Raw genomic sequence first — 23,621 nt, forward strand, 5'->3', positions numbered from 1 at the left:
AGCAGAATAAATGCAGTGTACACTGAACTAAGTATGATTAGTAGTGTTGTCAATCGATCTGATGTTAGCGGTTTCAATTCAATGTGCAAGCTGGTTTATTGCGCATCTAAGGAAGTAACTAAGGTTATTTAAAAACCTCCGATTACTCCAAGTGTAACACCTGTAAAATAACCGGAAGCTTGTAGTAAACTCAAAAGTAAATGAGGAAGATTGAATCAACAATTGGCGGGAGAAGATGATGTATGCGGTTGTTCTGAACGTATTACCATCTGCACTGCATTCTGCCAACCTGCATAAAGCCGCTGGCGGCTGACCTCGTCCATGCTAGGAGTGTAGTACTCATACAGATTCTGATCAGAGGTGTTTCCAGTGACGATGCCTTTAGGATCCGACCAGTATCCGACTCCGAGACCGCCCAGATACACAGAGCCCATTGCAGACAGTTCGGCACAGGTAGAGCGGGTAACATGGGTACCCAGGATATCTGCCTGAAACTGCATTAGCCAGCTGTTAGATGAGGCTCCACCATCCGTACGTAGACTAGTTAGGGGCACACCGGATTGTTCGCGTATAAATTCTACCGCATCTCTCACCTGATACCCGATACTCTCCCGCGCTGCGCGCACAATATGCGCTTTGCCGTTTCCACGGGTCATGCCCAGAATTGCAGCACGCGCAGAGGGATTCCAGTAGGGAGCACCTAAACCGACAAAAGCAGGGACCAGATATACGCCCTCATTGTCCTGCAATCCGGTGATCATAGATTGCATTTCCTCAAATGATGAGAATAACCCCAGATTATCCCTTATCCATTTTATACTGTCTCCGGTCGTGCGTATAACTGCTTCCAATGCATAAGTAACCTTTCCTGAAGCACCCCAGGCAATCGTTGTGACAAGACCTTCACCGCCCTGCATAGGTTGCGGGCCAATATTCATAAGTACCGACGTTCCAGTTCCATACGTCGCTTTGGCGTCGCCAGTTTCAAAGCAACGGTGTCCGTACAGTGCACCCTGTGAATCTCCGATTATCCCTGATATAGCTACTTGTTCATCCCATAATTGCGCTTCCTGTGTATAGCCATACAAGGCATCGGATGCTTTTACCTCAGGGAGCAGGGAGGAGGGAACACCAAATATGTTGCACAAATTCATATCCCAAGCCAGGGTATGGATGTTAAAGAGAGAAGTACGGCTGGCATTGCTGTAATCGGTTGCATGGATTTGACCGCCCGTAAGTTTCCATAGCAGCCAGCTGTCAATGGTTCCCGCAAGCAGTTTACCTTCAGCAAGCAGTTGAGGCGCATGAGGCGCATGTTCCAAAATCCATTTGAACTTGGCAGCAGAGAAATAAGGATCGAGCATTAGACCTGTCTTGGAGCGTATAATATCTTCATAGCCATCATCTTTCAACCGTACGCAGACCTCTGCCGTCCGCTGGCACTGCCATACAATGGCATTATAGATAGGCAAGCCGGTAGAACGGTCCCAGATCAGAGCCGTTTCTCGCTGATTCGTAATGGTTACTGCGGCCAGCGAGGAAGGAGAAAGCCCGGCTTTCTCCAGCACGCCTTTCGCAGCAATAAGTACATTGTGATATATCTCAAGCGGGTCATGTTCAACCCAGCCCGGCCGGGGGTAATATTGTTTGTGCTCCAAAGAATAACGGGTAATCACTTCGCCCTGCCGATTGACCAGCAGTGTTTTGGTTCCGGAAGTGCTTTGATCGATCGCCAAAATATAGGTCTCGATATTCATTACAGCTACAGCTCCTTACTTGTTAATCAGTTCGAGCACAATCTTGCTGATATTCCCAGGTGTAAGCCCATAATGTTCAAATACTTCAGCCGTTTTGCCCGCAATCGCTGGCTCATCCGGTATGCCCAGTACTTTCATGGGAACTGGTTGATGTTGAACCACGACTTCTGCTACGGCAGCACCCAAGCCTCCGAATACACTGTGCTCTTCCACGGTGATAATGCCTCCGGTTTCGCGCGCTGCGGCGATGATCGCTTCCTCATCAAGAGGCTTGATTGTATGCATATTGAGGACGCGAGCTCTCACACCCGCCTGCTGGAGCAACTCAGCCGCATCCAGAATGATACGGACGGTCTCACCAGCGCTAATCAGGGTAATGTCTGACCCTTCTTGTAAGGTGACAGCTTTTCCAATCTCGAACGGGTAATCATCGGATGGATAGACATCCTCAACAGCATTGCGTCCGATCCGCACATATGCACCTCCGTCATGCTGAACCAGCGCTTCGGTCATTTTCTTAGTTTCATGACGATCGGCGGGGAGTAAGACCATTAAACCAGGAATCGCTCTGGCCACAGCAATATCCTGGACAGAGTGATGGGACATCCCCAGTGCGCCGTAGCTAACACCGCCGCTTATCCCGATCAGCTTTACATTGGTCCCGGAATAGGCTACATCTACCTTGATTTGCTCAATACTACGCATGCTGAGGAAGCAGGCAGGAGAGGTGACGAACGGCTTTTTACCGCTGTGTGCGAGTCCAGCTGACATACCGACGATATTTTGCTCGGCAATGCCTACCTCCACAAATTGTTCCGGATATGCATCGGCAAAGGGGGCCATAGCAGCAGAGCCGCGGGAATCACTAGCCAACACCATAATATCCCGGTCTTCTTTGGCAAGGCTAAGCAGTGTTTCACAGATGACCTGACGATTTGGGATTTTGTTCATTGTTTATCTCACCTGTCCTTCCCTGGATAATTCGTCTATTTTTTGCTGTAGTTCAGTCAGTGCGCGTTCAAGTTCATCATCGTTTGGAATACGGTGATGCCACCCTGGAACACCCTCGGCAAAGGATACACCTTTTCCCTTGAGCGTGTTTGCCAGCACCAACGTTGGTTTGCCTTCAATTTCGGGGACGTTGCGGAATGTATGAACCAGTTCTTCCATGCTGTTACCGTCAATGGAGATGACATTCCAGCCGAAGGCAGTCCACTTCTCCTCCAGCGGCTCAAGTCCCATAACCTCCTCGGTTGTACCGCTGATTTGAAGGCCGTTGCGGTCAATGATACCGACAAGGTTATCCAGTTTGTAATGGGCACCTGCCATAGCAGCTTCCCAGTTGGAGCCTTCAGCTTGCTCCCCGTCACCCATCAGACAGAATACACGATAGGATCGCCCGTCACGCTTGGCAGCCAGCGCCATGCCGACTGAGATGGGGAGGCCATGGCCCAATGCGCCTGTATTCATCTCAATACCAGGAACTTTATTGTTCGGATGCCCAATCAGACGGGTTCCGAATTGGCTATAGGTTTCCAGCTCTTCTTTGGGGAAGAAACCACGGTCTGCCAGAATGCACCATAAAGATTCGACGGAGTGGCCCTTGCTGGCAATAAAGCGGTCGCGCTCCTCCCATTTAGGATTAGCGATATCGATATTCATGATTTCGTAGTACAGGGCGGTGAGTATGTCCGTGTTGCTCAGCGAGCCTCCCGTATGCCCTGTTTTGGCACGATGAATGATAGTGAGCAGATCCTTACGGATTTGTGCGGCTTTGATTTTCAAATCTCGGATTTCCATAAGTGTCCTCCTGAAATAATATAGTTAAACCAGAATGCTCGGCTTGGTGACAGAGAGATCGGAGCCACGCAACCAGCGTTGGATTTCCTGTTCGGTAGGATCGACCGGGTCTGCCTTGACGCCTGGAAGGTAATTGCAGGCTTCGTAGAGAGCCGGGATGACGTTAGCGTGAATGCCAACAGAGTGATGGACGTAAGGACCTTTGACAAGCTTTTCTTCCCATAACGGCCAGTCGTTGACTTCTACCCAGACATACGAGCCGCGGGTATAAGGTCCCTCAATCCCTTTAGCTTTGCCGAGAAAAATGGAATACTCCCCGTGGTCACCATCAAAACGAGCAATTGTCATGCCGCCGCCTTTGATTTGTCCTTCATGTGTGCCTGGCGCGTGATCATCGAACAGGAAGTGCTTGCGTAGCTTGGGTTTGTTCTCAATGGACATGGATACCGGAAAATTTCCGCAGTGAAAAAGAAGTTCTCCATTGTCATTCTCAGGGTGGCGTACCGTAATATCAGCAAAAAAAGTGGGGAGTTCGTTCATCGCAGCCGCTTGTACCATAACCGATGTAATTGCTCCGTGAATATCGGTTTCGCAGGTGACCGGAATTTGTTCATCTGTCAAAATAGCATTTGCCAGACAAGGCATAATGCCCATGGCTTCCTGGAGGGAGGACCAGCATTGGATGGCGATGGCTGTACTTCCCGTTTCGATAGCGTAGGATTTCATGGCTACTTTAAGTGCGGCGATTCGTCTGATATCTTCTTCGGTGACTTCACTGTAGTCCAGCTTTTCTTTGATATAATCAATCGCTTCTGAAAGTTCAGCACTGCTCCCGGATGCGATTTTCTTGGAACGAAGCTGAATATCTACCAGCGTAATTGGATGAATTTCAATGCCGAATCGTTCCAACAGTTCTCCTTCATTGCAGATCATGGTCCAAAAGGAAGCAGGACGAGGGCCAATCTGGAGAATTCGTAAACTTTTGAACTGTCGTACTACATTGGCGGCCGAGATAAAGTTGTTAAAGCCTCGTTCAAATACCGGATCAGCCACACGACTGTTTGTTATATAGGTAAATGGGACATTAAAGCGGCGAAGCACTTTTCCGCTGGCGAACAATCCACACTGGGTATCCCGCAATCTCATGCCGTCGGCCAAAGGAGCCTCATCACGTGGACCCCACAATAGAACCGGCTTGCCAAGAGCCTTCCCCACACGGGCAACCGTATCCTCAGTTCCAAAATTGCAATGGGGGAAGAAAACAGCGTCTACTTCCTCTTCCTTGAAACGTTTGATAATCAAGTCAGCGTTAATATGATCGTCATACAGCAAACCTTCTTCATTAAGTCCTTCCAAATCCACGATGTCAATGTTCATCCCGAAGCTCTCGATTTGTTTGCGAATGGCGACTTTGTAGCGGAATGCATCCTCAGCACTGAAGGTGAATCGTCGTGTAGGCGCATAACCCAGTTTCAGCTTTTTCATTAATAACTCTCCTTGTACTAGAAGTAAATAAACTAAAATGACGCTAAACAAAACTAAACTAAATATAAATAAAATATGTGTATTTTTATTTTCAAAGTCATCGTATCACCTCTATAAACCGCTGTCAATTGGCTAAAATATAAAAAAAGTGTTATTTAGTTTAGTTATTTTGTATAAAAAAACTAAACATATATATTTTATTTAGAAAAAAAACGTATATATTATTATTTTTGACCAAGTTTTAGGGAATGAAATAAATGATATTATAAAATTAAACAACTAATTTTACTTGGAAGATACTTGTCTATTGCATCTATTTACTCATATATGTAAACGGCCGATAATATTGATGAATTAGCGAATTATCATATCAAATGAATTTGACAGGTTCCTAAATCTTTGTTAGAGTTTCAAACAAATACGTATAACCTTTTCATGGGATGTTACCGATAGGGCATAACCTGAATTGGCTTGTTTACACCTACAAGTGTACTCAGGCTAGTTTGGGTTTTTTTATTATTCATCACCCTTTCAGGATCCCTTTTATCACACATTTGGAAGGAGAACGTTTATGTCCAGTTATGTTTTTCCTAAAGACTTTTTGTGGGGCGGTGCTCTTGCAGCCAATCAGGCCGAGGGCGCTTATTTGGAAGACGGTAAAGGGTTGAGTCTGGTGGACCTGCTGCCTACCGGAGAGAAGAGAAGAAGCATAATGAAAGGGAATGTTCCCGCGCTGACTCCACTTGAAAGCGAATTCTATCCTTCCCACGAAGCCATTGATTTCTATCATCACTATCGCGAGGATATTGCGCTATTTGCAGAAATGGGTTTCAAGGCGCTGCGTGTTTCCATTGCCTGGGCTCGTATTTTTCCAACTGGAGAAGACGCTACTCCAAATGAAGCAGGACTGAAATTTTACGATGATTTGTTCGACGAATTGCATAAACATGGCATTCAGCCAGTCGTTACCCTCGCTCATTTTGACGTGCCGGTAGCTCTGATCGAAAAATATGGAAGCTGGCGCAGCCGGAAACTGGTAGGCCTGTTTGAAACCTATGCCAAAACAGTATTTGCCCGCTACAAAGATAAAGTGAAATACTGGATGACCTTTAATGAGATTAACATGCTGCTCCATTTGCCTTTCCTTGGCGCCGGGCTTGTATTTCAAGAAGGTGAAAACGTTAAACAAATTCAGTATCAGGCTGCACATCATCAGCTTGTTGCAAGCGCGCTGGCTGTAAAAGCGTGTCACGAGATCATTCCGGATGCGAAGATTGGCTGTATGCTTGCTGCCGGCAGCTTTTATCCGTATACGTGCAATCCTGAAGATGTGTATCAGGGGATGGAAAAAGACCGCGAGTCCTACTTCTTCATTGATGTACAATCACGCGGCGAATATCCTGGTTATGCGAAGCGCTTCTTCAAGGATCATGGATTAAACATTGAGATGGAATCAGGCGACGCAGCCATTCTGAAAAATCATACCGTTGACTATATTGGATTCAGCTATTATTCGAGCCGGACGACCAGCACAGACCCGGAAATCGTCAAGAACATGACCAGTGGCAATGTATTTGGCTCCGTGGCCAATCCATATTTGGATAAGTCCGAATGGGGCTGGACGATCGATCCCAAAGGCTTCCGCATCACAGCCAACCAATTGCATGACCGTTACCAAAAGCCTCTATTCGTAGTGGAAAACGGTTTTGGTGCCAATGATGTGGTTTCGCCTGAAGGAGAAGTTAACGACAATTACCGGATTGACTATCTCAAGCGGCATATTGCCGAAATGGGTGAGGCTCTTCAAGATGGGGTCGAGATTATCGGTTACACCAGTTGGGGACCTATTGACATTGTCAGTGCTTCCTCAGGAGAAATGAAAAAACGCTACGGCTATATTTACGTCGATCGTGACAATGAAGGCAATGGCTCGCTGAAACGGATTAAAAAGAAAAGCTTCCACTGGTACAAAAACGTCATTCAGTCTGACGGAGAGAATCTGGGCGAGTAACCGTTTTATAAGAAAATAGGATCGGCCCCCCCGGATTACCGGGGATTTCCGGTCTTTGTTTCTTGAATGAAAGCGTTGACAATCGACCCTCTTCGGGCTATACTTGACGCAATTCCATCATTTTTAGGATTGTTACTGCGTAGCAGGCAAAACCTAAGCCACAAATAAGCAGATCTTATTGCTTTGTTTATTTGGTGTGCTTCGGTTTTTTTCTGTTTGCATTTAAAGGATGGAACAGGTGTGGCTCTTGCTGGCATATGGAACGGGGGATCGAGATGAACATAGCAAAGGTCATCAACAACAATGTAATTAGTGTCTACCAGACGGACGGTACGGAGCTCGTGGTGATGGGCCGTGGGATTGCTTTTAAGAAAAAGCCTGGAGACAAAGTGGACGAAACCAGAATTCAGAAGGTATTTGCCCTGAAAAACAAGCAGACGTCCGAAAACTTCAAAATGCTGCTGCGTGAAGTTCCGCTTGATTTGATCGAGATTGTGGAAGAAATCATTAATGACGCTAAGCATAATCTGAACAGAAAGCTGAACGAAAATATTTATGTTTCTTTGACCGACCATATCAATTTCGCTGTTGAAAGATATCGGGAAGGATTGGAGATCAAAAACGCGTTATTATGGGAAATCAAGCAGCTATATAAAGAAGAATTTGCGATTGGTCTGAAAACGCTGGAACAAATCAAACAAAGGCTCGGTATTGAACTGCCTGTAGATGAAGCGGCTTTTATTGCGATTCACATCGTGAATGCTGAAATGAACGAGGAAGTCATTACGACCATGAGTATTACGAAGTTTATCCAGCAAATTATCAATATTGCAAAATATCATTTTAAGGTCGACTTTGATGAGGATTCACTGAGTTATTTCCGCTTTATTACGCATCTGAAATTTTTCGCCCAGCGCGTATTTAAGGGGAATCACTACGAAAATAACTATGACCATTTGTACGATATGATTAAGGAAAAACACAAGGATGCGGCCGCCTGTACCGAGAAAATCGGAGCTTTTGTAAGTAAAGAATACAACCATGAATTGACGAATGAAGAAAAGTTGTATCTGACTGTGCATATTGAACGGGTGGTAAATAGATAAACTGAATTTTTTAATAAATGAGTTAAAATATGCAGTTAAATATTTATGTTGACAAAAATGGTAGATTGGATATATTATGAGAACAACAGGAATTTAATAAGTTTTAACTGGGATTGTTACTGGTTATGCAGGCAAAACCTAAGTCATGAAAAATCGCGGGACTAAAGTGCCCACCATTTTTCAAGGCTTAGGTTTTTTGTGTGCCTAAATATGTAAAAAGCCCCTTAGAACATGGAGGTGTCTATCATGAGTTATGAAAAACTGGCTAAAGAAATTGTGCACCTGGTAGGTGGCGAAAAAAATGTAGTATCGCTCGTTCACTGCGCCACCCGCCTGCGTTTTGTGCTAAAAGATGAGGCAAAAGCAGACAAAGGAAAGCTGGAAAAAACCGATGGTATCATCACGGTCAAGCAGAGCGGCGGTCAGTTCCAGGTCGTCGTCGGCAACAAAGTACCGGAAGTTTATAATGCAATCGGCAAAGTATCCAACATTTTGAATGAAACTGGACAAGAAGACAAATCGGCTAAAGGCAACAAGGGATTTGGCGCCGTTATAGATGTAATTTCCAGTATTTTTGCACCGCTGCTCGGAGTTATGGCAGGGTCTGGTATTTTGAAAGGTTTGCTGCTGATCGCCAGCAACCTGGGCTGGCTGCATCCGAAAGAGACTACCTACATGATTTTGTTTGCTGCAGCTGACAGCTTGTTTTATTTTCTCCCTCTCTTGTTAGCGGTTACAACAGCCCGGAAATTTGGTGGTAACATCTTCGTTGCCCTGACCATTGCCGGAGGGTTGCTTTACCCGTCCATCGTCACGTTGAAAACGGAAGGTACACCTACGAACTTCTTCGGTATTCCGATTGTCATGATGAGTTATTCATCTACCGTTATTCCGATCATTTTAGCTGTCATCGTCATGAGTAAGCTGGAAAAAGTGTGCAACCGGTTCATACATGAGAGTGTCAAAAACTTTATTACACCATTGATCCTACTTGTAGTTATGCTTCCTCTGACTTTGATGGTCTTCGGACCAGTCGGGGTGTACGTAGGTAACGGGATTGCTGCTGGACTCGTTGCCGCGTTCAGCTTTAGTCCGCTGCTGGCTGGAGCAATCCTCGGTGCTTGTTGGCAGTTGCTCGTTATTTTCGGTGTTCACTGGGGCCTTGTACCTGTGTTCATTAATAACATTGCTGTTAACGGCAGAGACGGAATCAAGCCTTCTGCTTCGGCTTCCATCTTTGCTCAAACCGGCGCAGCGTTTGGTGTCATGCTGAAAACTAAAAATAAAAAGCTGAAAACTCTGGCGGGTTCCGCTACACTTACCGCTTTATTCGGTATCACAGAGCCGGCCGTCTATGGGGTTACGCTGCCGCTGAAGCGCCCGTTTATTGCCGGTGTTATCGGTGGTGCTATCGGTGGTGCCATTATCGGTCAAGCGGGGACGCAGGCATTCGCTTCCGGCGCGCCTGGACTGCTGACCTTGCCGATCTTTTACGGTCCTGGCGGACAAGGCTTCCCGGGATTGATTTTAGGGATTACGGTATCATTTCTGGTTTCAGCCATTTTGACTTATATTTTAGGATTTGAAGATCCGGTAGAAGAGGAGGAAACCACTGACAATTCGGCTAAAGAATCCACTCCTACAACCTCAGTTTCTAATGAAGAGGTACTTAGCCCGATTGAAGGAACGGTCTTCGCTCTGTCGGAGGTTCCCGATCCTGCATTTGCTTCGGAAGCTATGGGCAAAGGCATTGCCATCCAACCGATAACGGGCAGAGTTGTAGCCCCGTTCGACGGAACGATTACGGTGGCGTTCAAGAAAAAACATGCGCTTGCGATTGTTTCGCATCATGGTGCAGAAGTTCTGATTCACGTCGGAGTAGATACGGTCAAGCTGGACGGTAAACATTTTACTTCCTATGTCAAAGAAGGCGATCAGGTAAAGGCCGGGGATCTGCTGCTCGAGTTTGATGTTGAGCAAATCAGGGCAGAGGGGTATCCTACGATTACGCCAGTTATCATTACGAATTCTTCCGAATATACTGAAATCCTTCCTATCTCCCAAGGTCAAGTAAGGGAGCAGGAGCTGCTGTTAAAACTGTTTAGCGCTCCGAATGAGAAAGAGGGCATTGCCTGAATGACTTAAGGACAAAGCTCTGATGATCCACATTCCCGGATTATCAGAGCTTTTTTGTCGTCATTTGGTGTATCCGATAAGCCCACCTGTAATTGACAATATGTCAATTAAATTAACTTGTACGGTGATAAAAACTGAACTATAATTTTTTGTAATTATGAAAATTTTCTGTAAACAAAGACTAGAAAGCAATCGATTTAGCGGGGGGAATTGCAAGGAATGCTAGAGAAGTGGATAGAGACAGTGAATGGCATCATCTGGAGTAATCCAGTAGTGTATGTCTGTTTGGGAGTAGGATTGTTATTTTCAATTATGACTCGCTTCCTCCAAATCAGGCATCTTAAAGAAATGATCCTTTTGGTATTCAAAGGAAAGAGTTCTGAGGCAGGCGTATCCTCCTTTCAGGCTTTTACAATGGCGCTATCGGGTCGTGTAGGGACGGGTAATATAGCAGGTATTGCCTTGGCTATCGGCATGGGCGGACCGGGGGCGATATTTTGGATGTGGGTCATGGCTTTTATCGGATCGGCTACAGCCTTTGTTGAATCCACACTGGCTCAAATATATAAGGTAAAGCGCGATGGTCTGTACCGTGGCGGCCCAGCCTTTTATATCGAAAAAGGAACAGGCTTAAAATGGTTTGCCGTCATTTTTGCGGTTGTTGCGTTGGTGGCTATGTGTTTGCTTTTGCCGGGAACCCAATCGAACTCAATTGCCGTAGCATTCCATAGTTCGTTTGGCATGAATATGAAAGTCTCAGGGGTTCTATTGGTCATTTTGCTGGCGCTTATTATTTTTGGCGGTGTAAAAAGGATTGCCCATGTCGCTCAGGTTGTCATTCCGTTTATGGCACTCGGCTACATTCTCGTTTCTTTCTATATTATGATGACGAATATTACTGCGTTGCCCGAAGTATTTTCGCTGATTTTTCGCAGTGCCTTTGGTGTGGATTCTGTGTTCGGCGGTATGGTAGGAACGGCTATTGCTTGGGGCGTAAAGCGGGGGATTTATTCTAACGAAGCCGGTCAAGGCTCTGGTGCGCATCCCGCGGCCGCTGCGGAAGTCTCCCATCCGGCAAAACAGGGGCTGGTTCAGGCATTTTCTGTGTACGTAGATACCTTTTTGGTCTGTACGTCTACGGCTTTTATGGTTTTGTTTACAGGTATGTACAACGTAAAGGGACCCGGCGGTCATTTTATTGTGCAAAATCTTCCCGGTGTTGAAGAGGGGACCCAATATACGCAAGCTGCTATTGAGTCGGTATTTCCGGGCTTCGGCTCCAGTCTGCTGGCGATTACATTGTTCTTTTTCGCGTTCACAACAATTATCTCTTATTATTATATCGCTGAAACAAATATGGCATATCTCGTTTCCGACCATAAGGCCAAATGGCCCATGTTCATCCTAAAGCTGGTTATCCTGGGCTCGACGTTCTACGGAACGGTGGTCAAGGAATCAGCCTTGGCGTGGACCTTGGGGGATATGGGCGTCGGTATTATGCTCTGGGTGAATCTAATCGCTATGATTCTGCTGGCCAAACCAGCCTTCCGCGTGCTTAAGGATTACGAACGGCAGCGCAAGCAAGGACTAGACCCGGTGTTCGACCCGGAGAAGGTTGGGATTCTCAATGCCGAGTATTGGTCCAAGGAATACCAACAGCCTGTTGATGAGAAGGCGATTACCGTTGAACCGGGCAAGCTTCAAGCCTAAGGAAGACAGAAAAGTAAGATCAAGTCAAAGGTGGCTCCATTGGAGTCATCTTTTTTCGTTATCTTGCCTTTACATTCCAAAAGGGGTACATATGTTCACCATTTGGTTTATAATTTAGACATAGATATGTGGAGGCCACATTGCACGAGAGAGGTGATTTTAATGGCAATATCCAATTTGTCTATAACTGACGACAAGTGGAGAGCTATTGTGGAAAATGACAAGTCTTATGACGGCGTATTTTGGTACGCCGTGAAGACAACAGGAATATTTTGTCGTCCCTCCTGCAAATCCCGCCCTCCCAAAAGAGAAAACATTCGTTTATTTAAAACAGCAGAGCAGGCTTTGGCGGAACAGTTTCGACCATGCAAAAGGTGCAAACCAACAGGACAACGTTTGCCTGATCATGAATGGATAGTATGGGTTACAGAATATGTGAATTCTCACTATATGGAAAATTTTACATTGCGCATTCTTGCTGAGATGAGTCATGGAAGCCCGTATCATTTACACCGTACCTTCAAGCGGATTATGCATAAAACCCCAATGGAATACATTCAGAAAACCCGATTGGAGCAAGCGAAGAAACAGCTCATTGGCTCGGATAAGTCCGTGGCTGAGGTAGGGAAGAGCGTAGGTTTGTCCAATACCCCTTACTTTATTACGTTATTTAAAAAGAACATGGGCTGCACTCCTTTGCAATATCGTCAGCTCCAATCCAAACAAGCACAAAATGGAGGTATACAGTATGGCAAATCAAAAAACGAATAAGACAATCTATTGGTCATTGTTGACCCATGAGGATTGGAATTTATATATTGCAGCTACATCTGGAGGATTATGTTATGTAGGCTCGCCCAATCAACCTGTAGCTGAATTGATTTCATGGGCAGAGAATCGGTTTCCCGGCAGTTCTTTAGTCGAGGACGTTGCGTCCTTACAGCCCTACGCCAAGGAGCTGATTGAATATCTCCAAGGAGAGCGTACAAGCTTTACCATTCCTTTTGACTTTCAGGGGACTGAGTTCCAAATGGCGGTTTGGAACGCCCTGTGTAATATTCCGTATGGGGAGACACAATCCTATTCAGACATTGCCCATGCGATCCAAAAGCCTGCCTCTGTTCGTGCGGTGGGAGCTGCTATCGGTGCTAATCCGATTTTGATTACCATTCCATGCCACCGGGTTATCGGCAAAAATGGGGCTTTGACCGGATATCGTGGCGGTTTGGACATGAAGGTAAAGCTTTTGCAGCTTGAACGAGGCTAATGATGAAAAATAAGTATTTTTACAAAAATCCCAAGACGCTTCTGAATAAAGGGACAGGCTTCCTGTCAGGGTATACACACTCGTTGAACCCGTATACAGGCTGTACCTTTGGCTGCTCGTATTGCTATGTGCGCCAGTTGCCAGTCTCCACGTTCCGGAAGGAGGCTTGGGGGACTTGGGTAGATATCAAAAATCAGGCTGCAGATATTTTTAGCAAAGAGCTTCGCAGGGCCAAATCGAAGGGGAAAGTCACGATTTTTATGTCATCCAGCACAGACCCTTACCAACCTGTCGAGTACAAGGAAGAGGTGACCCGTTCATTACTGAAGGTGATGGTGGAAGATCCGCCGGATTTCCTGTTTGTGCAGACGCGCAGTCCACTGGTACGGCGGGATATTGATTTGCTGCACCGATTAGAAGGCCGCGTACGGGTGAGCATGACCCTAGAAACAGATCGCGAGGATATCCGCAAACATTTCACACCGGATGCGCCCCCCATTCAGGCCCGTTTCAAAACATTGCAATTGTTAAAAGAAGCAGGAGTACCGGCGCAGGCCACAATCGCTCCGATGCTTCCAAGCAGTGAACATTTTGCCGACAAGCTTTTGCCTCTGGTTAACCGTGTCTGTATTGATGATTATTTTATGGGAGACGGCAGTGGGGGAAGGCGGACACGAAGCTTAAATATAGGTACGTTTTACGAATCATTGGGGCTGGAAGACTGGTATCACCCGGCTGCTTACAAAAAGGTTTATGAGCGTTTCCTCCATGTTTTTCCGGAAGAGCAGCTCTATGTGAGCAAGGAAGGATTTGAACCTTGATATGAAAGCAGCCCATGTAATGAAATGGGTGAGGACCAGCAAACTGCAAAGGGATTGAAGAGGGGGAACCGATGCAAACCGTAATTACCAAAAACTTTGACTATGGGCAAAAGGAAATCCAATATCTGAAAAACGCAGATCCCATACTTGGTGCAGCCATGTCGCAGATGGGCAAGGTGAAACGGGTGGTCATTCCCGATCTGTTCGCCGCGCTCGTTCATGCCATTGTTGGACAGCTTATTTCTGCCAAGGCAGTTGAAACCATATGGGCCAGAATGCAGGAGAAGTTAGGTGCGATGACTTCACAAAATATAGCCATCCAGGCCGCCCAGGATATTCAGAGCTGTGGCATAACCATGAAAAAGGCCATATGTATCCTGAACATAGCCCAAACGGTAGAGCAGGGCTTACTGGATTTACAGGAATTATATGAACTCTCCGATACGCAGGTGATCCAAAAACTGTCCTCGCTGCAAGGGATAGGCCCTTGGACGGCTGAAATGATGCTGATTAATTGTATGGAGCGTCCAGACGTTGTCAGTTGGGGTGATATCGCTATCCGGCGGGGAATGATGAAGCTGTACAATCTGGATACGCTTACCAAGGATCAGTTCGAGGAGTATAGAAGAGTTTATTCGCCCTATGGATCGATAGCCTCGATTTACTTGTGGAGCATTTCATTTCGTTAGTTTAAGGATCAAGGAGCGGAGATTATTGGAAAAAACAATCAGAGAACAAATACTGTCATACGTAGATACGGACTTTCAGAAATTCACGGCTGCACTGCTTCCGACCATCGATAATGTACTGGGCGTTCGTCTTCCGGTGCTGCGCAAACTGGCTCAGGGTATTGCCAAAGGGGATTGGCGTCTCTATCTGGAAACTGCTGAGAGTGAATACTTCGAGGAAGTGATGCTGCAGGGTATGGTTATTGGCTATGTGAAAACGGATATAGAGGAAGCGTTAAGTTATGTCGCCAAGTTTGTTCCTAGAATTGATAATTGGTCAGTATGCGACAGCTTTTGTGCCGGATTGAAGTTTACGAAAAATCATAAGGAACGGGTATGGGAGTTTATACAGCCCTATTTATTCTCCAAGAAAGAGTATGAAATCCGGTTTGGCGTGGTCATGCTTCTTAATTTTTATACTGAGGAACCGTATATTAACCAGGTGCTTGAATTACTGGATCAGACGCATCGTGAGGATTATTATGTACAAATGGCGGTAGCATGGGCGATATCCATCTGTTATATCAAGCTGCCGGATATTACGATGCATTACTTGGAAAACAGTACATTGGACGATTTTACGTTCAATAAAGCTCTGCAAAAGATCACAGAATCATACCGGGTGGATCAGGCAACCAAAACGATCATTCGTAATATGAAGCGAAAAAGAAAATAGGATTAAAGGATAGGAGCAGCAGCCGAATACGCACTTTGCTTTTTTTGGAATCTAATATTAAAATGGAAGTAACTTTCGAAAAGGAGATGACGTGAATTGGCAGAGCAAGTGCGTATTGGCAAAACAGATTTATATGTAAAACCAATCGGTTTGGGTGCAAATGCAGTGGGAGGACATAATCTTTTTTCCGGTCTGAACGATGAAACGGGCAAAGAGGTCGTTCGCACAGCTTTGGATAACGGCATCAATTTTCTGGATACAGCTTTTATTTACGGACCTGAACACTCGGAACGGTTGATTGGTGAGGTATTGAAAGAACGTGGCAATCGTGATGAAGTTGTGATAGCGACCAAGGGAGCACACAAATTTGTGAATGGAGAGGTTGTTTTTGACAACTCACCGACATTTTTGCGTAACTCAGTCGAATCCAGTCTGAAAAGATTGCAAACGGATTATATTGATTTGTTTTATATTCATTTCCCGGATGAAGCAACGCCGAAGGCAGAAGCGGTCGGAGAACTGAAGAAGCTCAAGGACGAGGGTAAGATTAAAGCGATTGGCGTATCTAATTTCTCCATTGAACAGTTGAAGGATGCCAATAGCGACGGCTATGTAGATGTGCTTCAATCCGAATATAATTTACTCCAACGTGAAGCGGAAAAGGAACTGCTGCCTTACACCAAGGCTAATGGCATTTCATTCGTGCCTTATTTCCCGCTGGCAGCCGGATTGCTGGGTGGGAAATATACGAAGGATACAACCTTCACGGATATTAGAGCGAACAATCCATTGTTCCAGGGAGAAACATTTGTCCGCAATCTGGAAAAGGTGGAGCAGGTGCGGCAGATTGCCAATGCATTACATGCTGAGGTGGCTCATGTTGTGCTCGCATGGTATTTGACGCGTGACTCGATTGATGCACTCATTCCAGGGGCGAAAAAGCCCGAGCAGGTGCTGGAGAATTTGAAAACGTTGAATGTCCAACTGAGTCAGGCAGATATCGACAAGATTGATCATATTTTCAAATAACAGGCTGGATTCTTATTAACATTCACAGCAATCATATATTTTCCATTAACAGGAGCTGCCGGACGGGCGGCTTCTTTTTCGTGTATTCCTCGCATATTCTTGTAGGGTAAGTTCATCGCTGCGGGGGGATCGGATGATGAGAAGACCGCAATGGTACAGCGGACCCAACAGAAGGCGACGCGGCAGACGCAGAGTATTTTTTATTGTGGCACTGGCGTTGCTGGTAGTGATCATACAGGCCGCTGCTTATGTGGAGCAGCATTTGAAGCCGCCTATGATGCATTTGGCAAAAGTGAGAGTTAAACAAATGGCGACAGAGGCTATCAATTCAGCGATTACAGCACAGGTAGAGCAGGGCGAGACGGCTGATCATCTGATTGAATGGAGAACGGATGCACAAGGGAGAACGTCCGGTTTTTCTCTGAATTATGCGGAGCATATGAGAATTACGTCAGATACGCTAAAAGCAGTCAAGGCCACAATGAACAGCATGAGCCATTTTGAGGAGAGCGTTCCAATCGGTCAGGCATTAGGCAGTCCGCTTCTGGCCACATATGGTCCGAAGGTTCCTCTAAAGGTGGAGCCGCATGGAGCAATCAAGGTGGATTTAAACACGCGTCAACAGGATGCGGGGATTAACATGATCTTGGTGGAGGTGTACATTCGGATTACGACGGAGGTGTCTGTAGTCATCCCGTTTGAGATGCAGCCTCAGATTGTGGAGACAGAAATCCCGGTATCTTATTTGCTGGTGGTGGGCAATGTTCCGATGTATTACTATGACAATCAGGGCAAGCCCATTGGTAAAAATGGTGCAGCCGCTTCGCAGCTAGCGTTACCTCCACATACGATAGAGAGCGGCGGCACTCCAGATTCCGGTATAGAGAGTGTTCCAGCGGTACAGGAAGAGGAAAATTCCATCCGTCAGTCTCCAACGCCATAAAGCAGAGGGGAGAGATCTGAGGTGCTCAGGAAAAAAAGGGACCTTACGAGGAGGCCCCTTTTGCTTTTCCTGTTTGTGCTTTGCGCTCGGTCTGCTCCCACTGTCTTAATAACGGATACGGATCGAAGGACCAATCGGTCCAGCCATTGTCCCGGTATATACCATAGTGCAGATGCGGTGGAAACTTGCCTTGGGTACCTGGCTTTCCGTAGCCCGAGCTTCCGACCCAGCCTACCGTCTGACCAGGCGTAACGATATCTCCTTTGTGGACAGTTTTGTCAAAGCCGGAAAGATGTGCATAGTAGTGATAGCGGTTGTTGAGATCTCGAATACCGATTCGCCATCCTCCAAATGGGTTCCATCCTTTCATTTCGACTACCCCGTAGCAGGTACTGCGAACCGGAACTCCATAGCCAGCAAACAGATCAGTCCCTTCATGTATACGGTAACCGCCCCAACTGCGACGACTTCCCCAAGTACTGCGATAGCTGTAGATGCTGCTTAAAGGAAGCGGAAAAGCTTGACTATTCAGATTCAGCTTGCCATAGGTCCGATACAGCTTGGCAAACTGCTGAACTCTTTGCACTGCGCGGCTGTTATGGTAATACTCCCATGCGGCAATACCAAATTCATCCTCGTTGTTCCCATATTTCCCGAGATAAGAAGCGATGCTATACAGCAAGTCCTTGTCATTATCGCGGTCAGCAATCCCATCGCCTGAACCATCTTGTCCCAGTCCTGAAAATATTTCAATGGAGCGCGGATTTTGATCATCCGAATCTGGGTTCATCAGGCCGGACCAGATCGGTCCTGTAATAAAAATACCCGTAATCCGTTCCGCATGCTTGCGATCTTTGGGATGGGCCACTGTAAGTGTTCGTTCATATTGATCGATTGCAGCCAGCCTGTACCATGGAATCCCTGTCAGGGCTTCGATGGATTGATATAAGGCAAGCCTCGACGTATACAACCCATCCTGAGATGGTGAAGTACCCACTATAGCTTTTAGGGTACTTCGGGATGACGATGGTTGTAAGGACTCGTCAAAGGCATGAGCAGGAAGTGGACAGGATGTTGTTAGTGTAATAGCACATAACAGCAGCGATAACAGACGGACAGAGCGGGCTCCCCGTACAGGGTAAGACATGTGAACCAACCTCCTATAGGGGCTTGGATCGCCCCGGTAAATTCTAGCCCCGCAATCCATCGCATGAGCAGAGCGCTTTGGTTTAGATTGAGCCATATGCTCTGCTTTTATCCATATTAAGAATTTACTTTTCCGGCATCGATGTCATATCAAAAAGGGAACAATGAATGGAGGTTTTTCCATCGCTTTCATGCTATAATGTAAGGCAGTGACAGCTTAAGCTCATCAGAAAGAAGGTCTATACCATTGTCTAAAAAAGTGAAGGAAGCAAAACCCGACTGGATTCGTATTAAACTTACGACAGGCGATAACTATCAGGAAATCAAGAGCATGATGCGTTCCAAGACATTACATACCGTATGTGAGGAGGCACGATGCCCTAATATATATGAATGCTGGGCCAACAGGACAGCGACATTTATGATTTTGGGTGATATTTGTACGCGTGCGTGCCGTTTTTGCGCAGTGAATACGGGGATGCCTACGGAACTGGACCTGCAGGAGCCTGAACGTGTTGCGGAAGCAGCTGAAAACATGAACTTAAAGCACTGCGTCGTAACCAGTGTGGCTCGCGACGATTTGAAAGATGGGGGCGCCACTATATTTGCAGAAACGGTTCGTGCCATTCGCCGCCGACTGCCTTTTTGCAGTGTAGAAGTATTGATTCCCGATTTTATGGGCGATATTGAATCGCTGCGGATCGTCATGGATGCCAAGCCGGATATTTTGAATCATAATATTGAAACAGTGGAGCGCATGTCCGACAAAGTACGGGCCAAAGCCAAATACCATCGCTCTCTGGAACTGCTCCAACGTGCGAAGCAATTAAATCCGTCCATTCCGACCAAATCAAGCATCATGTTGGGTGTCGGAGAAGAGTGGGACGAGATCCTGCAAACCATGGATGATCTGCGAAAAGTTGATTGTGATATTATGACAATTGGACAATATTTACAACCAACCGAAAAACATTTATATGTACAAAAATATTATCCACCGGAAGATTTTGCGAAGTTAAAGGAAGAGGGATTACAGCGGGGATTCAGCCACGTCGAATCCGGTCCGATGGTCCGCAGCTCCTACCAAGCGCATGAGCAGGTGAAGTCCGCCGCTCAGCATAAGGAAAAAAGCGCCCTTTCGCAGGCTTGATCCGGGAAAGGCGGTTAGATTAGCTTGTTTCAAATCGGTGGTAAAAGCTATGAAGTGTTGCAGGATCACAAGAACGGGTGGAATCCCGAAGCGTTTCGTGATCGATATAGTGAAGTGTTGGACCGCTATGATTATATTATTGGCGATTGGGGTTACAATCAGCTACGTCTGAAGGGTTTTTATCGAGATGGGCATCCCAAAGCAAATAAGGATACATCCATAGTGGTACTGGACGATTACATTAATGAATACTGCAATTTCGGCTGTGCCTATTTTGTGCTGCAAAAAAGCCGTGAGGTGGTCAACAAGAACGAAAGCAATGAAGAATCCATTTCCCCAGACATCCAACAGCTGGTAGATGCTCAAAAGGAACAAGCGGGAACGTTAGAAACTGAAGAGCAGCAAGAAATATTGCAGCATACAACTGGAGAACGGGAATGGACGCAATCGCAGCAGGATCCCACGATAACGGAGGAGCCGCGAACGGAGCAACCACGTGAAGCTCGGGAAAGTCGCCCACCCAGAGAAGGTCGTGAAGGAAACCGGCAGCGTGAATCGCGTCAGCCGAGAGAACCGCGTGAAGCAAAGGACGGACGCAATCCGGGAGAAGGACAGCAGGCCCGGGAGCCACGGAAACAACGTCAGCAGCAAGGGAATTTCGATAAGAAGGAATCCCGTGGATCACGCTTTGAGCGCCAACCCAAGGAAAACAGGGAGGGGCGTCAAGCCCGTGTCCCTCGCGATTCCGAAGGTCAGCGTCAGGCGGGGCCAGCTGCGAGAACTGAAAGAGCTGAAATCAGTAAAAAGAATAAGACATTCATAGCTCCACAACAAAACGGTTCCTGAGTTTCAGGAACCGTTTTGTTTGTAATAAAAAAAGAGCCGAGTCGGCTCTTTTACAGGTTCTAGTTGAGAAAAGCATTGCGTACCCGATCCCAAAAGGGAAAAGGACGATAACGAGCGAAGCTGATTTTTTGACTTGAGACCTGACAGCGAACAGAGATCAGATCATCCACAGGAAAGTTCAAGTGATCTACAGTCAATAAAAGACGCTGATCCTTTCGCGAAAAAATATCACAATGGTGGTGTTTGGGCAGAAGCAAGGGAGATCCCAACGTACGATATACACGGTTATTAATGGAAGCGATCTCCGTTAATTGCAATGCTTCAATAGTAGGGTGAACCATTGCTCCGCCGAGTGCTTTATTATAGGCGGTTGTTCCGGAAGGCGTCGAAACGCATATGCCGTCACCACGGAACATTTCAAAGGTAATATCGTTAATATCTACCTGGGCAACAACAGTGCCATCTACCCCTTTTAACGTAAATTCATTCAAGGCGATAAAAGAGGCATTTCCAGACTTTTTGTGAATTTCCAATTCAATCAGCGGATACTTGACGATTCTCGGGTTAAGCGGTCCCTCAGATCCGCTTTGGCTCATAAGGTTGATTAGCTCCTCCAGCTCGTCCGCACGCCAATCAGCGTAAAAGCCCAGATGACCGGTATGTACACCAACAAAGGCAATATCCGGAATTCGGTCGATGAAGGTATGAAACGCGTGAAGCATCGTACCATCGCCTCCAATAGACACGACGATTTCCGGCGATTCGGCATCCAGCTTGAAATTCTTTTCTTGGGCAAGACGGTGAAATTGCTGACTCAAGTCCATGGAGTGCTGATCCCCGCGATCCAGAACATAATATCTCAAGATGAAAAGCTCCTTTGTCATGGGTATATATACCGATCATAATCAATTATGAGCAAGAACACAATCGTTCATCGCCTGTATGTTCTTCTCAGCCGCGCGAATAAGTGACTTGTTCCGACGCTCAGGCAGGACAGAGTCAGCATCCCTGCCAGCAGGCAGGCAAGGAACAGAAGGCTTTGCAACAGCATGGCAGACGAAAAGCCGGGAGACCATGTGATATCATATATCGGGTAAAACACAGGCGAGCTTCCTTGGCCCATTAGTGGACGCCATAACAGGAGAGCCAGCAGTGCCGAGATAACACCGTGCGCAGCCCGAGCCAGCAAGAACGGCATATACCGTAGATTCGTCATATTTAGAATACTTGCGACCTGCGCATGAACAGACAGCCCGCCCCAGGAGAGAACAAACGCTGCTGCGGCTACCTTGAACGGTAACGCCGCTCCTGTGGCTTCACCTGCGGCTTGTGCCCCTAATGTAACCTCGAAAATACCACCCACAATGGACTCCGTTAACGTAGGAGGAAGACCGCATGCAGTCAATAAGCCTGCCGTAAGCAGCCGGAGCCCGCTCATTAAACCTAAGTTCGTCAAAGCCTCCAGAATGACGCAGAAGAATACAACCAGCCCCCCTACGACAATAATAAGGCGTAGAGAGGAAGTAATCGCCTGACGGAGTAGCTCGCCAAACGGACGCCCATCTTCCAAACGAGCTGCATGCATGGCATACAGGGCTTGACGTAGCTGCCCGGGCCGCTGTGCAGGGGACGTGCTTGACTTTATATCCGAGGTACTACCGGATGCTGGTTCAGGTTGCCTGCTATAAATATCAGCATCCCCTGAACGGGTACCGTGGAAGCGCATGAGCAGGCCGATGAGCAGCACGCCACCGTAATGGGCTGCACTCAGCACGAGTGCAATTTCTGGCTGATGGAAGAAGCCAACGGAAACCGCCCCGATCAGAAAGATGGGATCAGAGGAAGTTGTAAATGCGACCAAGCGCTCTCCTTCAATGCGGGTGATCCATTTTTGTTCCCACAGCTTAGCTGTTAATTTGGCCCCAATCGGGTAGCCGGATGCACAGCTGACCGCAGCTACAAAGCCTCCGCAGCCAGGTACACGGAATAGAGGCTGCATTAGCGGGTCCAGCAGCGCACCAATGAAATGAACAATTCCGAAACCGAGAAGTAGCTCGGAAATTACGAAAAAAGGGAATAAAGAAGGGAACAGCACGTCCCACCAGATTGCAAGACCCCGAAGTCCGGCATTCAGTGAAGACTGTGGATACGCGGCCATAAGCACGAATAGGGATATCAGTACAAGAATGAGCAAAGGAAGCGAGTAACGACGGTACAGCGACATAGAGGCCCCTCCTTTGGAGTTGTACTATTATTCCTATGTTCGGGCTGGACAAAGAGTACAAAAAAATAAAGAAAGCGATTTCATGAAAGGCTGTATTTTTGTAAAGAGTATGCTAAAATAGGAAAACAACGATCCATAATCTTAAGGATGGAGTGATCAGGATGAGTATCGTTGCCGGTTTGCTCGTATGTGCTTTTGTGTATGTTATTCGTGTCTCTCGCGTCCATCCCGGTGAAGAGGATTGGCGAAGCTATTAGTTATATGGAACACAAGCAAGCCTGTTCATATGTTAAAAAGATAAGATGACGCTTATTTTAGCGTCATTTTTTGTTTTTTGTTATAATACGGGTGTATATTTATTACCATAGCACAGAAAGTTGGGGGAAAAGTGAATCCTAGCCTGAGCATTTATGACAACCTTGGGGGTGCGGAAGGTGTTCGTGCTATTATTGAGGCCTTCTACCCGAGAGTTTATAAAGATCCGTTGTTAAGTCCCCTGTTCCCTGAAGACATGGAACCTGTAAAGGAAAAACAGTTCATGTTCCTGAGCCAGTTTTTTGGAGGACCGTCCCTGTTTTCTGATGCATATGGTCATCCGATGTTACGTGCTAGACATATGAAGTTTCCCGTAACGGAGGAGCGAGCAGAGGCATGGTTGTCTTGTATGGCGGGTGCATTAACGGATGCGGGCGTTGAGGAGCCGCTTCGTTCAATTATACTTAACCGTTTGTCTGGTCCTGCGCATCATTTTGTAAATACCCCGTAAGCTTACGGGGATTGCCGAAT

General features: G+C 46.6%; 21 protein-coding genes. 14 read left to right on the plus strand and 7 right to left on the minus strand.

Annotation, left to right across the window (positions count from 1 at the left end; translation table 11 throughout):
- Positions 1-215: 215 nt before the first annotated feature.
- Genes glpK through LCF57_RS16705 form a run of 4 tightly spaced genes read right to left on the minus strand, consistent with a single transcriptional unit; the run spans position 216 to position 5,042 of the window.
- Positions 216-1,757, minus strand: a complete 1,542-nt coding sequence (gene glpK, locus LCF57_RS16690) for a glycerol kinase GlpK (protein WP_226001694.1) — start codon at positions 1,755-1,757, stop codon at positions 216-218.
- 15 nt (positions 1,758-1,772) lie between these two features.
- Positions 1,773-2,708: a transketolase family protein gene (locus LCF57_RS16695; protein WP_226001695.1), complete on the minus strand. Its 936-nt coding sequence runs from the start codon at positions 2,706-2,708 to the stop codon at positions 1,773-1,775.
- 3 nt (positions 2,709-2,711) lie between these two features.
- Positions 2,712-3,557, minus strand: coding sequence for a transketolase (locus LCF57_RS16700; protein ID WP_226001696.1), 846 nt, complete (start codon positions 3,555-3,557; stop codon positions 2,712-2,714).
- Between the two features lie 24 nt (positions 3,558-3,581).
- Positions 3,582-5,042 carry an L-fucose/L-arabinose isomerase family protein gene (locus LCF57_RS16705; RefSeq protein ID WP_226001697.1) on the minus strand — a complete coding sequence of 487 codons (1,461 nt, stop codon included), beginning with the start codon at positions 5,040-5,042 and terminating at the stop codon, positions 3,582-3,584.
- Between the two features lie 571 nt (positions 5,043-5,613).
- Here LCF57_RS16705 and LCF57_RS16710 point away from each other — a divergent pair.
- From LCF57_RS16710 to yunB, 11 genes are all read left to right on the plus strand, one after another.
- Complete coding sequence (locus tag LCF57_RS16710; protein ID WP_226001698.1) at positions 5,614-7,053, plus strand: 6-phospho-beta-glucosidase; 1,440 nt, start codon at positions 5,614-5,616, stop codon at positions 7,051-7,053.
- A 275-nt stretch (positions 7,054-7,328) separates the two neighbouring features.
- Positions 7,329-8,159: a BglG family transcription antiterminator LicT gene (gene licT, locus LCF57_RS16715; protein ID WP_226001699.1), complete on the plus strand. Its 831-nt coding sequence runs from the start codon at positions 7,329-7,331 to the stop codon at positions 8,157-8,159.
- Between the two features lie 246 nt (positions 8,160-8,405).
- The gene (locus tag LCF57_RS16720) at positions 8,406-10,295 is read left to right on the plus strand and encodes a beta-glucoside-specific PTS transporter subunit IIABC (protein WP_226001700.1); all 1,890 of its coding nucleotides are present in this window, start codon (positions 8,406-8,408) and stop codon (positions 10,293-10,295) included.
- Positions 10,296-10,514: 219 nt separating this feature from the next.
- Positions 10,515-12,005, plus strand: a complete 1,491-nt coding sequence (locus LCF57_RS16725) for an alanine/glycine:cation symporter family protein (RefSeq protein WP_226001701.1) — start codon at positions 10,515-10,517, stop codon at positions 12,003-12,005.
- A gap of 162 nt (positions 12,006-12,167) precedes the next feature.
- The gene (locus tag LCF57_RS16730) at positions 12,168-12,776 is read left to right on the plus strand and encodes a bifunctional transcriptional activator/DNA repair enzyme AdaA (protein ID WP_226001702.1); all 609 of its coding nucleotides are present in this window, start codon (positions 12,168-12,170) and stop codon (positions 12,774-12,776) included.
- Positions 12,754-13,272 carry a methylated-DNA--[protein]-cysteine S-methyltransferase gene (locus tag LCF57_RS16735; RefSeq protein ID WP_226001703.1) on the plus strand — a complete coding sequence of 173 codons (519 nt, stop codon included), beginning with the start codon at positions 12,754-12,756 and terminating at the stop codon, positions 13,270-13,272. Before LCF57_RS16730 ends, LCF57_RS16735 begins: the two co-directional genes overlap by 23 nt.
- Positions 13,273-13,274: 2 nt before the next feature.
- Positions 13,275-14,093, plus strand: a complete 819-nt coding sequence (locus LCF57_RS16740) for an SPL family radical SAM protein (RefSeq protein WP_226001879.1) — start codon at positions 13,275-13,277, stop codon at positions 14,091-14,093.
- A gap of 71 nt (positions 14,094-14,164) precedes the next feature.
- Complete coding sequence (locus tag LCF57_RS16745; protein WP_226001704.1) at positions 14,165-14,782, plus strand: DNA-3-methyladenine glycosylase family protein; 618 nt, start codon at positions 14,165-14,167, stop codon at positions 14,780-14,782.
- Positions 14,783-14,807: 25 nt separating this feature from the next.
- Positions 14,808-15,497 carry a DNA alkylation repair protein gene (locus LCF57_RS16750; protein ID WP_226001705.1) on the plus strand — a complete coding sequence of 230 codons (690 nt, stop codon included), beginning with the start codon at positions 14,808-14,810 and terminating at the stop codon, positions 15,495-15,497.
- Positions 15,498-15,593: 96 nt separating this feature from the next.
- Positions 15,594-16,526, plus strand: a complete 933-nt coding sequence (locus LCF57_RS16755; protein WP_226001706.1) for an aldo/keto reductase — start codon at positions 15,594-15,596, stop codon at positions 16,524-16,526.
- A 133-nt stretch (positions 16,527-16,659) separates the two neighbouring features.
- Complete coding sequence (yunB, locus tag LCF57_RS16760) at positions 16,660-17,469, plus strand: sporulation protein YunB (protein WP_226001707.1); 810 nt, start codon at positions 16,660-16,662, stop codon at positions 17,467-17,469.
- A 43-nt stretch (positions 17,470-17,512) separates the two neighbouring features.
- Here yunB and LCF57_RS16765 read toward each other — a convergent pair whose 3' ends face one another.
- Positions 17,513-18,616 carry a M23 family metallopeptidase gene (locus LCF57_RS16765; RefSeq protein ID WP_226001708.1) on the minus strand — a complete coding sequence of 368 codons (1,104 nt, stop codon included), beginning with the start codon at positions 18,614-18,616 and terminating at the stop codon, positions 17,513-17,515.
- Positions 18,617-18,862: 246 nt separating this feature from the next.
- On the opposite strand from LCF57_RS16765, the gene lipA reads away from it, so the two are divergent.
- Positions 18,863-19,765 (plus strand): lipoyl synthase, encoded by a 903-nt coding sequence (gene lipA, locus LCF57_RS16770; RefSeq protein WP_226001709.1) that lies wholly within the window; start codon positions 18,863-18,865, stop codon positions 19,763-19,765.
- 24 nt (positions 19,766-19,789) lie between these two features.
- Positions 19,790-20,611, plus strand: a complete 822-nt coding sequence (locus LCF57_RS16775) for a YutD family protein (protein WP_226001710.1) — start codon at positions 19,790-19,792, stop codon at positions 20,609-20,611.
- Between the two features lie 59 nt (positions 20,612-20,670).
- Here the strand turns inward: LCF57_RS16775 and LCF57_RS16780 are convergent, their stop codons facing one another.
- Together LCF57_RS16780 and ylbJ are read right to left on the minus strand one after the other, a co-directional pair.
- Entirely contained in the window at positions 20,671-21,474 is an 804-nt protein-coding gene (locus tag LCF57_RS16780; protein WP_226001711.1) for an NAD kinase, read from the minus strand.
- 68 nt (positions 21,475-21,542) lie between these two features.
- Positions 21,543-22,835, minus strand: coding sequence for a sporulation integral membrane protein YlbJ (gene ylbJ / locus LCF57_RS16785; RefSeq protein WP_226001712.1), 1,293 nt, complete (start codon positions 22,833-22,835; stop codon positions 21,543-21,545).
- Between the two features lie 388 nt (positions 22,836-23,223).
- On the opposite strand from ylbJ, the gene LCF57_RS16790 reads away from it, so the two are divergent.
- Positions 23,224-23,601 (plus strand): globin, encoded by a 378-nt coding sequence (locus tag LCF57_RS16790; RefSeq protein ID WP_226001713.1) that lies wholly within the window; start codon positions 23,224-23,226, stop codon positions 23,599-23,601.
- Positions 23,602-23,621: the final 20 nt, after the last annotated feature.

Origin of the sequence: Paenibacillus sp. BJ-4, assembly GCF_020404765.1 — a bacterium.
Taxonomy (GTDB): Bacteria; Bacillota; Bacilli; order Paenibacillales; family Paenibacillaceae; genus Paenibacillus.

What these genes read in the sequence shown, in the direction of transcription:
- glpK (WP_226001694.1), bottom strand. Translation starts at nt 1,757, where the DNA reads ATGAATATCGAGACCTATATTTTGGCGATCGATCAAAGCACTTCCGGA.
- LCF57_RS16695 (WP_226001695.1), bottom strand. Translation starts at nt 2,708, where the DNA reads ATGAACAAAATCCCAAATCGTCAGGTCATCTGTGAAACACTGCTTAGC.
- LCF57_RS16700 (WP_226001696.1), bottom strand. Translation starts at nt 3,557, where the DNA reads ATGGAAATCCGAGATTTGAAAATCAAAGCCGCACAAATCCGTAAGGAT.
- LCF57_RS16705 (WP_226001697.1), bottom strand. Translation starts at nt 5,042, where the DNA reads ATGAAAAAGCTGAAACTGGGTTATGCGCCTACACGACGATTCACCTTC.
- LCF57_RS16710 (WP_226001698.1), top strand. Translation starts at nt 5,614, where the DNA reads ATGTCCAGTTATGTTTTTCCTAAAGACTTTTTGTGGGGCGGTGCTCTT.
- licT (WP_226001699.1), top strand. Translation starts at nt 7,329, where the DNA reads ATGAACATAGCAAAGGTCATCAACAACAATGTAATTAGTGTCTACCAG.
- LCF57_RS16720 (WP_226001700.1), top strand. Translation starts at nt 8,406, where the DNA reads ATGAGTTATGAAAAACTGGCTAAAGAAATTGTGCACCTGGTAGGTGGC.
- LCF57_RS16725 (WP_226001701.1), top strand. Translation starts at nt 10,515, where the DNA reads ATGCTAGAGAAGTGGATAGAGACAGTGAATGGCATCATCTGGAGTAAT.
- LCF57_RS16730 (WP_226001702.1), top strand. Translation starts at nt 12,168, where the DNA reads ATGGCAATATCCAATTTGTCTATAACTGACGACAAGTGGAGAGCTATT.
- LCF57_RS16735 (WP_226001703.1), top strand. Translation starts at nt 12,754, where the DNA reads ATGGCAAATCAAAAAACGAATAAGACAATCTATTGGTCATTGTTGACC.
- LCF57_RS16740 (WP_226001879.1), top strand. Translation starts at nt 13,275, where the DNA reads ATGAAAAATAAGTATTTTTACAAAAATCCCAAGACGCTTCTGAATAAA.
- LCF57_RS16745 (WP_226001704.1), top strand. Translation starts at nt 14,165, where the DNA reads ATGCAAACCGTAATTACCAAAAACTTTGACTATGGGCAAAAGGAAATC.
- yunB (WP_226001707.1), top strand. Translation starts at nt 16,660, where the DNA reads ATGATGAGAAGACCGCAATGGTACAGCGGACCCAACAGAAGGCGACGC.
- LCF57_RS16765 (WP_226001708.1), bottom strand. Translation starts at nt 18,616, where the DNA reads ATGTCTTACCCTGTACGGGGAGCCCGCTCTGTCCGTCTGTTATCGCTG.
- ylbJ (WP_226001712.1), bottom strand. Translation starts at nt 22,835, where the DNA reads ATGTCGCTGTACCGTCGTTACTCGCTTCCTTTGCTCATTCTTGTACTG.